Source organism: Bradyrhizobium sp. i1.15.2, assembly GCF_040548425.1.
In the GTDB taxonomy this organism is placed as follows: domain Bacteria; phylum Pseudomonadota; class Alphaproteobacteria; order Rhizobiales; family Xanthobacteraceae; genus Bradyrhizobium; species Bradyrhizobium canariense.
In genome coordinates this window covers 63879-78218 of record NZ_JBEPRQ010000010.1, presented here as the reverse complement: position 1 = coordinate 78218, position 14340 = coordinate 63879, and the positions used below count along the sequence as shown (strand labels likewise).

The 14340-nt window shown below is 64.2% G+C and carries 10 protein-coding genes; 4 read left to right on the top strand and 6 right to left on the bottom strand.

What is annotated here, in order from left to right; genetic code table 11:
* Positions 1-337 precede the first annotated feature (337 nt).
* Entirely contained in the window at positions 338-1300 is a 963-nt protein-coding gene (locus ABIB80_RS19675) for a LysR family transcriptional regulator (protein WP_007591648.1), read from the bottom strand.
* A gap of 267 nt (positions 1301-1567) precedes the next feature.
* On the opposite strand from ABIB80_RS19675, the gene ABIB80_RS19670 reads away from it, so the two are divergent.
* Both ABIB80_RS19670 and ABIB80_RS19665 read left to right on the top strand, forming a co-directional pair.
* Complete coding sequence (locus ABIB80_RS19670; RefSeq protein WP_007591650.1) at positions 1568-2539, top strand: Bug family tripartite tricarboxylate transporter substrate binding protein; 972 nt, start codon at positions 1568-1570, stop codon at positions 2537-2539.
* Between the two features lie 220 nt (positions 2540-2759).
* Complete coding sequence (locus ABIB80_RS19665; RefSeq protein ID WP_007591652.1) at positions 2760-3242, top strand: DoxX family protein; 483 nt, start codon at positions 2760-2762, stop codon at positions 3240-3242.
* Between the two features lie 43 nt (positions 3243-3285).
* On the opposite strand, the gene ABIB80_RS19660 is transcribed toward ABIB80_RS19665, so the two are convergent.
* The 5 genes from ABIB80_RS19660 to ABIB80_RS19640 all read right to left on the bottom strand — a co-directional run bounded on the left by ABIB80_RS19660 (position 3286) and on the right by ABIB80_RS19640 (position 9791).
* Positions 3286-6471: an efflux RND transporter permease subunit gene (locus ABIB80_RS19660; RefSeq protein WP_007591654.1), complete on the bottom strand. Its 3186-nt coding sequence runs from the start codon at positions 6469-6471 to the stop codon at positions 3286-3288.
* Entirely contained in the window at positions 6468-7883 is a 1416-nt protein-coding gene (locus ABIB80_RS19655) for an efflux RND transporter periplasmic adaptor subunit (protein WP_007591656.1), read from the bottom strand. Before ABIB80_RS19655 ends, ABIB80_RS19660 begins: the two co-directional genes overlap by 4 nt.
* Positions 7880-8287 carry a FixH family protein gene (locus ABIB80_RS19650; protein ID WP_007591658.1) on the bottom strand — a complete coding sequence of 136 codons (408 nt, stop codon included), beginning with the start codon at positions 8285-8287 and terminating at the stop codon, positions 7880-7882. The genes ABIB80_RS19655 and ABIB80_RS19650 overlap by 4 nt, the downstream gene beginning before the upstream one ends.
* A gap of 92 nt (positions 8288-8379) precedes the next feature.
* Entirely contained in the window at positions 8380-8733 is a 354-nt protein-coding gene (locus ABIB80_RS19645) for a hypothetical protein (protein ID WP_007591660.1), read from the bottom strand.
* A 161-nt stretch (positions 8734-8894) separates the two neighbouring features.
* Complete coding sequence (locus ABIB80_RS19640) at positions 8895-9791, bottom strand: DMT family transporter (protein WP_007591662.1); 897 nt, start codon at positions 9789-9791, stop codon at positions 8895-8897.
* Positions 9792-10295: 504 nt separating this feature from the next.
* Between ABIB80_RS19640 and ABIB80_RS19635 the strand changes: the two genes are divergently transcribed.
* Both ABIB80_RS19635 and ABIB80_RS19630 read left to right on the top strand, forming a co-directional pair.
* Complete coding sequence (locus tag ABIB80_RS19635) at positions 10296-10490, top strand: hypothetical protein (protein WP_007591663.1); 195 nt, start codon at positions 10296-10298, stop codon at positions 10488-10490.
* 61 nt (positions 10491-10551) lie between these two features.
* Complete coding sequence (locus ABIB80_RS19630) at positions 10552-14316, top strand: vitamin B12-dependent ribonucleotide reductase (RefSeq protein ID WP_354128152.1); 3765 nt, start codon at positions 10552-10554, stop codon at positions 14314-14316.
* Positions 14317-14340: the final 24 nt, after the last annotated feature.

Below are 14340 nucleotides of genomic sequence, written 5' to 3'. Positions count from 1 at the left end.
CCTTGCGGTCATTCCGCTGTACAGGTCTGCGTCGGAGCGGTGAACAAATGCCGGGAATGTTCTATGGCCTGTTCAGCTTTCTGGTGCAGGCTGGATCGCCTTTGGGCAGGGTTGGCAATCCCGTCCGAGGCGAAGCCGGTCGGCCGGCCCGCTGCACGACCCGACTGACCGGAAGAAGGCGGAAAGTCCACTGCGCCCGCCGGCAACATAGGAGATCTCCGCGCGAGTGGCCTTCTGGTATGATGCTTCTCTCTGAGCAACGGCTTCGGACAGCAGGAGTTAGCTAGAACTGGCCGTCGATCGATGCCGATCGGGTTCAGCCCCAGAGTTCAGGTCCTTACCAACCGCGGCGATGCACGGGGTTTTGCCCCGTGTTGGCATGAAGCACCGTGAGCTCATGAGGATCGAACTCGGCAAACGCCTCGCGCATGAAGCGCAAGAATGCCGCCACGCGCGGAATGCCGGCGCTGCCACGCCGGTATAAAAGATGAATGCCGAAGCTTGGCGGGCATGACCATCCCGGCAGCAGTCGCGTGAGCCGACCCGACGTCAGGAAAGCCGGATCGAAGCAGGCCATGTAGATGACGCCGACGCCTGCACAGGCCGCCACGATCAGGCCTTCGCGATCCGGTGTGACGAACGAAGGTCGGATTTGGATCGTTTCGAGCATCCCATTGCGTTCGAATTTCCAATGGTCGACGGAACCAATCGACCAAGCTGGACGAAACAGCAGACAGCGATGATTGACGAAGTCGGCAGGCTGCTCCGGTGCGCCGAAACGACGGACATAGTCCGGCGAGGCATACGCGGCCGGCTTACCCTGACCGAGCCGTTGCGCCACCAGCCGGGACGGCGGAGGTTCGCCGACATGCAGCAGAACGTCGAGGTTTTCAGACTGCATGTCGCGGGGATCCTGGGTCAGCCGCGTCTCGACGAGCAACTCGGGGTATCGATCGTTCAGATTGGCCAGCCTCGGCATCAGGACATAGCGAGCGAGAGGCGCCTGCACGCCTACCCGCACAATTCCGCTGATCCGCCCATGCCTCTTCGTGTAGCCTTCTGTTAGCTCGGTAATGCGGGCAACAATGTCCACGGCCCTGCGATAGACGTCGATCCCTTCCTGGGTGAGCTTGAGCTGACGCGTCGTCCGGTTGAACAAGGGGACCTTAAGCTCGCGCTCCAGCTCGGCGATACCGCGACTGACCGCCGACGGTGTCAGCTCCATGATCCGTGCCGCCGCAGCAAAGCTGCCGCTGTCGGCGGCGCAGATCAGCATTTCGAGGCGACGGCCGCGATTCAAGACGAAACCTCACAAGCTTGGCGGTACCCGTATTCGTGATATTAACTCACGACTGAAGTTCGTCAAAGCTTCTCGACGCGACCGGCCCTGGTGCCTACGCTGCATCCCAGAATTTGCATTGTCGAGGAAGCGTGATGAGGAAGCCAGCTTTAACGACATGTCGCCGGGCTCCCGACGGGCTAGGCGTTTCGAAGTCGTCAGTCGACGGCTGCCTCGTTTTGTAACCAAAGCGGTCCGGCTCATATCCTGTGTCTTGAGGAGAATGTCATGCGTCGTCAGCGCTGGACTTTGTTGATGTTGCTGCTTTGCAGCCTGACGCCTGTCCTGCCAAAGGCAGCCATGGCCGAATGGCCCGAGCGGGCTGTGAAGATCGTGGTGACGTTTCCTCCAGGCAGCGCCAACGACGCGGCAGCACGTATTTTCGCGGATGCGTTGTCCAAACGGTGGGGCAAACCGGTGATCGTCGAAGATCGAACGGGTGCCGAAGGGACAATCGGCGTCGGCGCGTTCGTTTCAGCGCAGGACGATCACACCCTGCTCTATACTGTAATCGGTTCGGTGACGGTCGCGCCGCTGCTGATCGACAAGCTTCCTTATGATGTGGATCGCGATCTGCTGCCGATCGCCTCCACTACATCGATCGTTCTCACTCTCACGGTTAGCAACGGCATTGGCGTCGGTACCATCCCGGAATTAATCGACGTCCTCAAGGCGCAGCCCGGCAACTATGCCTGGGCTTCGGCTCCCACGCTGCCGAGATACGTGTTTGCGGGCTTTCTCAAGCGTCACTCGCTCTCGATGAACTATGTGAGCTATCGCGACGGAGCTCAGCCGCAAGCCGATCTGGGAGAGGGCAGAATCCAGGTGCTTGTCACCTCGCTGACGGCATCCCAATCTCCCGTGCAAACCGGCAAGGCGCACTTCTTGGCGGTGATCAATCCAAGCAGAGCTGCGCTATTGCCTGAGGTGAAAACCGTGCGCGAGCTTGGCTACCCCGAACTCGAGATCGATGGTCTCGCCGGAATCTATGGCGGCCGCAACATGCCGGAGATCGTAAAGGCGCGGATTGCGGCCGACGTTGCCGCCATCTGTGCAGACAGCGAGGTTCGTCGCAAGCTCGAAGCCGGCGGGCACAACGTGCTTGCCGGAACCGCAAGCGAATTGAGGGCCGGAATCGAGCGGCAGCGGAGTTGGCTCGCCGGAATACGTCAGTTGGTCGATATCCGTGACGCAAGATAACAGGCAGGAGATCCCGACGATGTCGTCACCGGCAGCACTCACACTTCTCGACTGATCCAGTCGCATCGGATCTTGCGCAGCTCGGCCAGGCTAATCGCGCAGCTTTCCTGGCCGGCGATTTCTTCGCGTCCGTCCCAGGCATTTGCGAAAGCCTCGACTTGAGTTGCATCAAGGACGTCTGCCGCTTCGACGTTTAGGCTTGTTCGAAAGGAGAGCAGCCATGTTCATAGCGCCCGACGATTTCCGGATCAAAGCAGACAACTTCGACCTCATGCGAATGGACAACGTCATTCGCATCGCGTGCGGCGCCTTCTATCTTCCTCACGTCGCCGGAAAGTTCGTCGGCTTCGGCGTTCTCAACCCGGCCATCGTCAAGTTCTTCGCGTCTGCTGGCTTGTCGCCGCCCGAGGCCTGGGTCTACGTCGCCGCCGCGGCCGAATTGTCGGTCGCCATTGCGCTGACGCTTGGCATCTGCACGCGCTTCGCCGCGCTCGGTTCGGTCGGGCTGATGGCCGTGGCGGTCTATTCGCTCCAGACTGTGAAGGGCTTTGGCTGGACCTGGAACACGGGCGGATACGAATATCCGGTGTTCTGGGGCATCTGCTCCCTCGCTTTGGCCGCGCAGGCCTGGCAGGTCTGGCTGGGCCGGCGGCAGGACGTCGCCCCGGCTGGCAAGCTGGTGCGGATTGTCGCCGCGGAGTAATGGCCCCACCGCCTCGCCAGCACCACCGCCGCCAGCGTGAAGATCAGTGCTGCAATCTGCCCCGCTCTCCTGTTCGTTTGTCGGTCACCTTGGCCAGCCCAAAACATCCCTGTTCGTCACCTGGCAAGCCAATACCCTTTACAAGCCCGAATATGGCCGGGATGACGATCAGCGTGAGCAGGGTCGACGAAATCATCCCGCCGATCATTGGCACCGCAATGCGCTGCATAATCTCCGAGCCCGTCCCGGTGCTCCACATGATCGGTAGCAGGCCCGCCATGATCGCGACGACTGTCATCATCTTGGGGCGTACGCGCTCCACCGCGCCATCCATGATGGCGTCATAGAGGTCGCGGCGGGTCAGGGCCCGCCCCTCGGCGGCACGCCTGGCCGCGGTCTCAGCCAGCGCCTGATTGAGATAGATCAGCATGACGACGCCGGTCTCTGCGGCGACGCCAGCGAGCGCAATGAAGCCAACGGCGACCGCCACTGAAAGGTTGAAGCTCAACCACCACATCAGCCAAAGCCCGCCGACCAGCGCGAACGGCAGCGAGAGCATCACGATCATCGTCTCCGCGATCGAACGAAAGTTCAGGTACAGCAGCAGGAAGATGATCAGCAACGTCACGGGCACGACGATCTTCAGCCGCGCGGTTGCGCGCTCCAGATATTCGTATTGACCACTCCACATCACGTAGTAGCCCGGCGGAAACTTGATGCTGGCCTGCACAGAGGCTTTAGCGTCCGCGACGTAGCCCCCGAGGTCGCGATCGCGGATGTCGACGTAGATGTAGGTCGCGAGCTGGCCGTTCTCGGTCCGGATCGAGGTCGGCCCGCGCGCCGGCGCGACCTTCGCGACCTCGCCGAGCGGTACCGCGCCGCCGGCGGGCATCGGCACCAACACATCGTTGGCGATGGCCTGCGGATTGTCGCGCAGATCGCGCGGATAGCGCATGTTCACGGTAAAGCGCTGCCGCCCTTCCACGGTCGTGGTCACGGTCTGGCCGCCGAGTGCAGTCGCGATCGTGTCCTGAACGTCCTGGACCATGATGCCGTAACGCGCCAGCGCGGCACGGTCCGGGGTGACTTCCAGATAGTAGCCGCCGATACCGCGCTCGGCGTAGGCCGATGAGGTGCCCGGCACGGCCTTGAGGACCTGCTCGATCTGCTTGGCGAGCTTATCGATCTCGACCAGGTCGGTCCCGATCACCTTGACGCCGATCGGCGTTCGTATGCCCGTGGACAGCATGTCGATGCGGGCCTTGATCGGCATGGTCCAGGCGTTGGAGACCCCAGGAAACTGCAGTGCCTTGTCCATTTCGGCGATCAGTCCATCGATGGTCACACCGGGCCGCCACTCCTGCTTGGGCTTGAGGTTGACCACCGTCTCAAACATCTCGGACGGTGCCGGATCGGTCGCCGTCGCGGCGCGCCCTGCCTTGCCGTAGACCGAGGCCACTTCCGGAAACGAGCGGATGATCCGGTCCTGGGTCTGCATCAGTTCGCCGGCCTTCGTGACCGAGATGCCCGGCAGCGTCGTCGGCATGTAGAGCAGCGTGCCTTCGTTGAGGTTCGGCATGAACTCGGTACCGAGTTGTCGCGCCGGCCAGATGCTCACGGCCAGAATGGCGAGCGCGAGCACCACCACCAGCGTCTTGGCGCGCATGACGCCCTTGATCACCGGGCGGTAGATCCAGATCAGGACGCGGTTGATCGGATTCCTGTGCTCCGGAACGATCCGCCCGCGCACGAAGATCACCATCAGAGCCGGCACCAGCGTCACCGACAGGAGCGCAGCGGCCGCCATCGAGAACGTCTTCGTGAACGCCAGCGGGCTGAACAACCGCCCCTCCTGCGATTCCAGCGTGAAGATCGGCATGAAGGACACAGTGATGATCAGCAGGCTGAAGAAAAGTGCAGGCCCCACCTCCGAGGCGGCGGCGATCAGGACGTCGATCCTGGGCTTTCCCGGCTCGGCGCGTTCGAGGTGCTTGTGGGCGTTCTCGATCATGACGATGGCCGCGTCGACCATGGCGCCGATCGCGATCGCGATCCCGCCGAGGCTCATGATGTTGGAGCCTAAGCCCAGCAGCTTCATGGCGCCGAACGCCATCAAGACCCCGATGGGCAGCATCAGGATCGCGACAAGGGCGCTACGGACGTGCAGCAGGAACACGATGCAGACCAGCGCGACCACGACGCTTTCCTCGAACAGCGTGTGCTTGAGCGTGTCGATGGCCGCGTAGATCAGGTTGGAGCGATCGTAGACCGGCACGATCTCGACCGACTTCGGAAGGCTGGAGGCGATCTCCCGGAAGCGCTTCTTGACGTTCTCAATCACCTCCAGCGCATTGACGCCGAAGCGCTGTAGTACGATGCCGCTGGCGACCTCGCCCTCGCCGTTCAGCTCCGTGATGCCGCGCCGCTCGTCGGGGCCCAGTTCGACACGCGCGACGTCGCGCAGCAGCACCGGCGTCCCGTTGTTCGTCTTCAGCACGATGTCGCCGAGGTCGTTGGTCGACTTGATGTAGCCCTTGCCGCGGATGACGTACTCGAACTCGGACAGTTCGACGGTCCGGCCGCCGACGTCGGCATTGCTGGCGCGGATGGCATCGCGCATCTTCTGCATGGTGATGCCGCGGTCGCGCATGCGTTGCGGATCGAGGATCACGTTGTACTGCTTGACGAAGCCGCCGACGCTCGCAACCTCGGCGACACCCTCGGCCTTCGCCAGGGCGAACTTCAGATTCCAGTCCTGGATGGTGCGGGTGTCGGCGAGATTCAGCTCCTTCGACATCACGGCATACTGGTAGACCCAGCCGACGCCGGTCGCGTCGGGGCCGATCGTGGGGCTCACGCCGGCAGGCAGGCGCGCGCTGGCGCCGTTGAGGAATTCCAGCACGCGCGAGCGCGCCCAGTAGATGTCGGTGCCGTCCTCGAAGATGACGTAGACGAAGGAGACGCCGAAGAAAGAGAAGCCGCGCACGACCTTCGATTTCGGCACGGTCAGCATCGCCGTCGTCAACGGATAGGTGACCTGGTCCTCGATCACCTGCGGGGCTTGGCCCGGGTACTCCGTGTAGACGATGACCTGGGTGTCCGAGAGATCCGGGATAGCATCGAGCGGCAGATGCAGAAGCGCGTACAGCCCCGCCGCGGCGGCGAAGCCGGTCCCGAACAGGACCAGCAGCAGGTTGCGGGCGGACCAGGCGATGAGACGCGCGATCATTGCTGCGCCCCCTCGGTAAAGCCCTTCAGCGCGGCCTTCAGGTTGCTTTCGGCATCGATCAGAAAATTCGCCGAGACCACCACGGCCTCGCCCTCCGCGAGACCCTGACGGACCTCCACGAAGCCGCCGCCCCGGTGGCCGAGCCTGACCTCACGAGGCTCCAGCCGACCCTGGCCCTTATCGACGAAAACGGCTTGCCGGCTGCCGGTGTCCATCACCGCGCTCTCCGGCACTGCGAGGACGGCATCGCCGCTGCCGGTGTCGATGTCGGCGTCGACGTACATGTCGTGCAGCAGGATCAGGTCCGGATTCTGCAGTTCGATCCGCACGCGCGCCGTCCGGGTCTCCTTGTTGATCTCGGGGTAGATGACCTGGACCTTTCCCGTGAACTCCCGTCCCGGAAAGCTCCGCGCCTTGACCGTGACGGGCTGGCCCGTGGCGATCATGCCGAGGTCGCGTTCGGCGACGTCGATCAGGGCCCACACCATCGAGTGGTCAGCGATCCGGAACAGGACGCCGCCCGGCTCGACGCGCATGCCCTCGATGGCGTTGCGCTCCAGCACGATGCCGTCGCGCGGCGAAGTCCATCCGATCGACGTCGGCACGGTCCGGCTCTTCTCGATCGCCGATATCGCAGCATCGGGCACGTCCAGATTCATCAGGCGCTGGCGCGATCCACGGCCATACTGAACGTCGCCGCTGGTCGTCTTCGAGGTGATGGTGGTGAGGTACTCGGCGGCAGCAGAGGAGACGGATGGGCTGTAGACCTCCATCAGCGGCTGCCCCTTGATCACGTGAGATCCGGTCGTGACGTCGGCGACCTTCAGGATGAAGCTTTCCGCCCGCATGGCGACGACGGAGATCCGCCGCTCGTCCAGCGCGATCGTGCCCGGCGCCCTGATGACGGTCCGGATCACGCGCATCGCTGCGGGCTCCGACTTGACGCCGGTCCGCTGGATCTTGCCGGGCGAGAGTTTGATCGACCCGTCGTCGCTGTCGTCGCCCTCGTAGACGGGGATGTAGTCCATTCCCATCGAATCCTTCTTCGGCGTCGGCGATGTGTCCGGCAGGCCCATGGGATTGCGGTAGTATTTGATCTTGCGCTCTCCGGAGGCGCCGGCCGGTGTCGCCGGCGGCGGGGCTGCCACCTGCTCGTCGTCGAAGCCGACGTCGGCGCCTGCGGGCACCGCGCGGAAATCCCGGCCATCCCGGGTCTTTCTCGGCACCAGCGAGTACGACGGTTTGCCGTCCGGATCCTGGTAGTAGATCGCGGCGCCGCTCTCCTCGGCCGCAGCGGGGCCGATCACGGCGGCGATTCGCGCCGTCGGCCGCTGCGGGCCGGCGACGACGAACGCGATGCCCGCCGCCGCGATCAACGCGGCGGCCAGGCTTGCTGCGATGGGGCGGGTCACTTCTGCGCCGTGATGACGAGCTTGTTCTCGACGGTGCCGGTCTCGCCCTGGACCTTGGCTCCGAGCGAAAGCTGCCACCGCCCCGCCATGCCGAAGGTCGCCTTGAAGCGGTACGTGCCCGGCTCCGTCCCCGGCATGGGCGCGACCTTGGTCGCCATCTCCTGCATGCCGTCCGGAGCCATGTCCAAACGGCTGGCGAAGATCACCGCATCCGGCACCGGTTTGCCGGTCTTGGTGTTCACGAGCCGGACGGTGACGACCTTGTCTGGCCCGGCCTGCACCGATTGGTCGACGAGCTCGAACTTATAGTCCTTGATGTCGGCCAATGCGGCCGAGCTTGCGCCGCCGATGGCCGCAGCGATCAACGCGGCCTGGACGGCGCGCGCGAAGGTAGACGTCTTCATGTTGTATCCTCGATGTCCTGAATTCGCCGCCGAGGCGGCGCGCGTCATCCGCGCGCGCGAGGCGCACGGACGCGATCGGCGTCAAGCGCCGCTCAGGCCAGGGTTCGAGGGGGTTGGTCGGGAGGTGGACGGACCAAACCGTCGCCGACCAAATCGTCCGCCACCGAGTGGGTGGTCCGGATCGCGTGTCGCAGCGGCAAAGCGACGGCCTCGGAGGGTCCCGCCTGGGTCGTCTTCAGGACGCACATCGCAACCAGCGGGCAGTCCAGGCAGTCATTGCTCTTCTGGTCGTTGGGGCAGCAGGGCATGTCGGCCGACATCGACATGTCGCTCATGCCGTCAAGACGAGCTTGCGCAGCGGCCGCCGGCGCCGCCAAGGGCGCCAACGTCAAACCGACGGTCACCAAGACCGCGAACGCAACTCTGAGCACTCGCCGCAGATTCATGGTCCCAACATCCCACGGGGAGCGGAACTTTGAAAGCTCGCCGCCTTCACATGTTCGAAATCGTCAGCCGCAGCAAGGCTGCAGAAGACGCAGCAGTCGAGGCCGATGTTCGCGGTAAACCGGACATCAGGCGGCCAGCCGCTTCATGAGTCCGCATCCTATTACCGCGTCGCCAGCACCACCGCCGCCAGCGTGAAGATCAGTGCTGCGATCTGTCCCGCGCCCAGCGGCTCGTGGAGCGCGATCGCGGATGCCACGACGCCGATGACAGGCACTGCCATGGTCCCGATCGCGGCGACCGAGGCCGGCAGGCGCGCAAGGGCAGCGAACCAGCTGACATAGGCGATGCAGAACTGCACCACGGTCGAATAGACCAGGAGCCACCATCCGACCGGCGTCACCAGCTCCAGATGCGTGGTCTCGACGGCGAGGCCGATGATCGTGATCGGCAGGCAGCCGATCCCGATCTGCCAGGCCGCGGCCGTGATCGGCGGCAGTCGGATCGGGTACTTCTTCGAAAACACAGTGCCGAGCGCGAAGCCGAGCGCGCCGCACAGCGCCATGACGATGCCCGGCAGCTTGTCCGCGGTGGCGGCAAAGCCGTTGCCGCCCATGATCGAGGCGAGGCCGGCAAAGGCCATCACCAACGCGATGGTGCGCAACAAGGTCGGCCGCTCGCCCAGCACCGGCCAGGCGATCAGCGAGGCCCAGACCGGCATGGTGTAGGCGATCAGCGCGGCTTCGCTCGCCGGCAGCCACAGCAGCGCCAGGCCCATCAGCACCATCCAGCCGGTGACGTTGAGGAGCGCGGCGGTGACGAGCCGAGGCCAGATCGCGCGCGGGACGCTGAGGCTGTCAGCGCGCATCAGCGCCAACGCCGCCAGCAGCACCGCGCCGAGCACGCCCGTCACCCCGCGCAAGGTCAGCGGCGGCAGCTCGGACAACAGGAATTTCGTCACCGGCCAGTTGAAGCCCCAGCCCACCGAGGTGATGGCGAGGAACATCAGGCCGGCCGGGGCGATGCGCGCTCGCAGCACCGGCCGAGTCGAATCAAGCATGTGGGTAGTCCGGCAAAATCTGATCGAGCTTGGCGCGGATTCGCCCCTCCCACCACCACCCCGGCGGGCATGCCTGCCCTCACCTTCCGTAGCCCTACGTGAGTCCCCCGGAGGCAAGCCCGCCATTCAAAAATATACCTGCCCTGTGAACAGCGGGGTGAAGCCTCAGCGGCGCCCCAAGATGGAAATTTTTTCGGTTGGGAATCCCTGAGGACTCACTGATACTTGGCTCAATAACAGGCGCGGGCCTGCCCCCTGTTATCCCCCACAATCCACCATATTTAGTATTTGATTCAGGAACTCGCACTAGTTCTTGACGGGCGTAACGGAGAGTCCTAGTTTTCGATCCGTTCGGCGCGAGTGTGTTTGCGTCCCGCCGGCACTCCCCCAAAGGGTCTGCAAAACAGCACTCCGCCAAGCCAGACAAAGGCAGCGGGATACGGGCTTGTCTGCCCGGCGAGAGCGGATCTTTCGGGCGCCTGAACGGGCTGGAAACAGGCTCGGATGGCAATGGTTGAAGACGTGACGTTGTGGGGCGTTGAACGCATGTCGGGCTCATCCCTTTGGGGCGGATGGGTCTGGACGTGCCGGCGGATGATCGGTGCGCGCATCGAGCAATCGCGTCGGGAGAAAATGGGCCGGGTCTACCGGCTGAACTGCGATGCCAAGGGCCAGGCGGCCTCGAGCACCGCGAAATGAAATGATGACCCGGCACGCCTGAACGGAGGCGGTCTGGTCAAAGATAGGACGGGGCAAGACCATGCGGATTGAGCGGCGCCACACCACTTCGGGACAGTCACCTTACGCCGGCATCGAGTTCCGGCTGACCACGTCGGAGATCAGGAATCCCGACGGCTCGGTCGTGTTCAAGCTCGACAATGTCGAGGTGCCGACCGCGTGGTCGCAGGTCGCCTCCGACGTCCTCGCCCAGAAGTACTTCCGCAAGGCCGGCGTTGCCGCGCGCCTGAAGAAGGTCGAGGAAGAATCCGTTCCCTCCTTCCTGTGGCGCTCCGTGCCCGACACCGAGGCGCTCGCCCTCCTGCCCGAGAAAGAGCGCTTCGTCAGCGAGCTCTCGGCCAAGCAGGTGTTCGACCGTCTCGCCGGCTGCTGGACCTATTGGGGCTGGAAGGGCAAGTACTTCTCCTCCGACGAGGACGCCCAGACCTTCTACGACGAGCTCCGCTACATGCTGACCATGCAGATGGTCGCGCCGAACTCGCCGCAATGGTTCAACACCGGTCTGCACTGGGCCTATGGCATCGACGGCCCCGGCCAGGGCCATTATTACGTCGACCCCTTCACCGGCAAGCTGACCCGGTCGAAATCCTCCTACGAGCATCCGCAGCCGCACGCCTGCTTCATCCAGGGCGTCGGTGACGACCTCGTCAACGAGGGCGGCATCATGGACCTCTGGGTCCGCGAAGCCCGCCTGTTCAAATACGGCTCCGGCACCGGCTCCAACTTCTCGCGCCTGCGCGGCGAAGGCGAACGCCTCTCCGGCGGCGGCCGCTCGTCCGGCCTGATGAGCTTCCTCAAGATCGGCGACCGCGCCGCGGGCGCGATCAAGTCCGGCGGCACCACGCGCCGCGCCGCCAAGATGGTCGTCGTCGACGTCGATCACCCCGACATCGAGACCTATATCGACTGGAAGGTGAAGGAGGAGCAGAAGGTCGCGGCTCTCGTCACCGGCTCCAAGATCAACCAGAAGCACCTCAAGGCGGTGCTGAAGGCCTGCGTCAACTGCGAAGGCTCGGGCGACGATTGCTTCGACCCCGAGAAGAACCCGGCGCTCCGCCGCGAGATCAAGCTGGCGCGCCGCAGCCTCGTGCCTGACAACTACATCAAGCGCGTCATCCAGTTCGCCAAGCAGGGCTACAAGGACATCCAGTTCGACGTCTACGACACCGACTGGGATTCGGAAGCCTACCTCACGGTATCCGGCCAGAACTCCAACAACTCGGTCTCGCTCAAGGACGACTTCCTGCGCGCGGTCGAGACCGACGGCGACTGGAATCTCGTGGGACGCACCACGAAGAAGGTCACCAAGACGCTGAAGGCGCGCGACCTCTGGGAAAAGATCGGCTACGCCGCCTGGGCGTCGGCCGACCCGGGCCTGCACTTCAACACCACCATGAACGACTGGCACACCTGCAAGGCGTCCGGCGACATCCGCGCCTCCAATCCGTGCTCGGAATACATGTTCCTGGACGACACGGCGTGCAACCTCGCCTCCGCCAATTTGCTGACGTTCTACGACATCCCCTCCAAGCGTTTCGACGTCGAAGGCTACGAGCACCTCTGCCGGCTCTGGACCATCGTGCTCGAAATCTCGGTGATGATGGCGCAGTTCCCGTCGAAGTCGATCGCCGAGCTCTCCTACGAGTTCCGCACGCTCGGCCTCGGCTACGCCAATATCGGCGGCCTCCTGATGACCATGGGCCTGTCTTATGACTCGAAGGAAGGCCGCGCGATCGCCGGCGCGCTGACCGCGATCATGACAGGCATCACCTACAAGACCTCGGCCGAGATGGCGTCCGAGCTCGGCACCTTCCCCGGCTACAAGAAGAACGCCGCGCACATGCTGCGCGTGATCCGCAATCACCGCCGCGCCGCCCATGGCCAGTCCAACGGCTACGAGGCGCTCAGCGTCAATCCGGTGCCGATGGACTTGGTGTCCTGCCCGCAGACCGACCTCGTCACCCATGCGCAAGCGGCCTGGGATGCGGCGCTCGAGCTCGGCGAGAAGCACGGCTATCGCAACGCCCAGACCACGGTGATCGCGCCGACCGGCACGATCGGCCTCGTGATGGATTGCGACACCACCGGCATCGAGCCTGATTTTGCGCTGGTGAAATTCAAGAAGCTCGCCGGCGGCGGCTACTTCAAGATCATCAACCGCGCGGTCCCCGCAGCGCTGCGCGCGCTCGGCTATCGCGAGAGCGAGATCGCGGAGATCGAGGCCTACGCCGTCGGCCACGGCTCGCTCTCCAACGCGCCGGGCATCAACGCCTCGACGCTGAAGGCCAAGGGCTTCACCGACGAAGCCATCGCCAAGGTCGAAAAGGCGCTGCCGACCGCGTTCGACATCAAGTTCGCCTTCAACAAATGGACTTTTGGCGAGGACTTCATCCGCGACCAGCTCGGCATCGGCGCAGAGGCGATCGCGGCCCCCGGCTTCGACCTGCTCCAAGCCGTCGGCTTCACCAAGCGCGAGATCGAGGCGGCCAACGTCCACATCTGCGGCGCGATGACGGTGGAAGGTGCCCCGCACCTCAAGGCCGAACATTATCCGGTGTTCGACTGCGCCAACCCCTGCGGCAAGGTCGGCAAGCGCTATCTCTCGGTCGAGAGCCACATCCGCATGATGTCGGCGGCGCAGCCCTTCATCTCGGGTGCGATCTCCAAGACCATCAACATGCCGAACGACGCAACTGTAGAGGACTGCAAGTCCGCCTACATGCTGTCGTGGAAGCTGGCGCTGAAGGCCAACGCGCTCTATCGCGACGGCTCCAAGCTCAGCCAGCCGCTCAACTCGCAGCTCATCAGCGATGATGAGGACGAGGACGATGCGGTCGATCATCTCTACGAAAAGCCGATGGCGGCCCGCACCGCCCAGGTCTCGGAAAAGATCGTCGAGAAGCTGGTCGAGCGCATCATCGTGATGCGCGAGCGCGAGAAGATGCCGGATCGCCGCAAGGGCTACACCCAGAAGGCGGTCGTCGGCGGCCACAAGGTGTATCTGCGCACCGGCGAGTATGACGACGGCCGTATCGGCGAGATCTTCATCGACATGCACAAGGAAGGCGCCGCACTGCGCTCCTTCATCAACAACTTCGCCATCGCGGTGTCGCTGGGTCTCCAGTACGGCGTGCCGCTCGACGAATATGTCGACGCCTTCACCTTCACCCGCTTCGAGCCGGCGGGCCCGGTGCAGGGCAACGACAGCATCAAATATGCGACCTCGATCCTCGACTACGTCTTCCGCGAGCTGGCGGTGAGCTATCTCAGCCGCTTCGACCTCGCCCATGTCGATCCCAGTGAGACCGGGTTCGACGTGCTCGGCAAGGGCGTCGAGGAAGGCAAGGAGCCTGATGATCACGGCCAGCGCGCCTCCAAGCTGGTGTCGCGCGGCCTCACCCGCTCCCGCACCGACAACCTCGTGGTGATGCGCGGCGGCTCGACCGCGGTCGCGCAAGGCAACGACAGCGCACCGGCGGGCGGCAGCAAGGTCACCTCGCTCGCCTCCCACGGCGCGGGCCGTGCCGGCGACGTCCTGGAAGGCGCGGTCGCGCTGAAGCAGGAAGTGGCCCACGACCTCTCGCCCACCGAGAAGTTGGAAGCCCTGCAATGGAGCAAGGCCGGCAGCGCGCAAGTCGCAGTGCCCAGCAAGGCCGAGCGCCGCGCGGAAGCCAAAGCCAAGGGCTATGAGGGCGAGATGTGCAGCGAGTGCGGCAACTTCACGCTGGTGCGGAATGGCACGTGCATGAAGTGCGATACGTGCGGCAGCACGACGGGGTGCAGCTGATACCAATAGCGCAAGCCGCCCGGA

Bases quoted from the DNA above. Each gene is read 5' to 3' on its own strand.
- ABIB80_RS19670 (WP_007591650.1), top strand. From the start codon at position 1,568: ATGCGTCGTCAGCGCTGGACTTTGTTGATGTTGCTGCTTTGCAGCCTG.
- ABIB80_RS19665 (WP_007591652.1), top strand. From the start codon at position 2,760: ATGTTCATAGCGCCCGACGATTTCCGGATCAAAGCAGACAACTTCGAC.
- ABIB80_RS19660 (WP_007591654.1), bottom strand. From the start codon at position 6,471: ATGATCGCGCGTCTCATCGCCTGGTCCGCCCGCAACCTGCTGCTGGTC.
- ABIB80_RS19650 (WP_007591658.1), bottom strand. From the start codon at position 8,287: ATGAAGACGTCTACCTTCGCGCGCGCCGTCCAGGCCGCGTTGATCGCT.
- ABIB80_RS19645 (WP_007591660.1), bottom strand. From the start codon at position 8,733: ATGAATCTGCGGCGAGTGCTCAGAGTTGCGTTCGCGGTCTTGGTGACC.
- ABIB80_RS19640 (WP_007591662.1), bottom strand. From the start codon at position 9,791: ATGCTTGATTCGACTCGGCCGGTGCTGCGAGCGCGCATCGCCCCGGCC.
- ABIB80_RS19635 (WP_007591663.1), top strand. From the start codon at position 10,296: ATGGCAATGGTTGAAGACGTGACGTTGTGGGGCGTTGAACGCATGTCG.
- ABIB80_RS19630 (WP_354128152.1), top strand. From the start codon at position 10,552: ATGCGGATTGAGCGGCGCCACACCACTTCGGGACAGTCACCTTACGCC.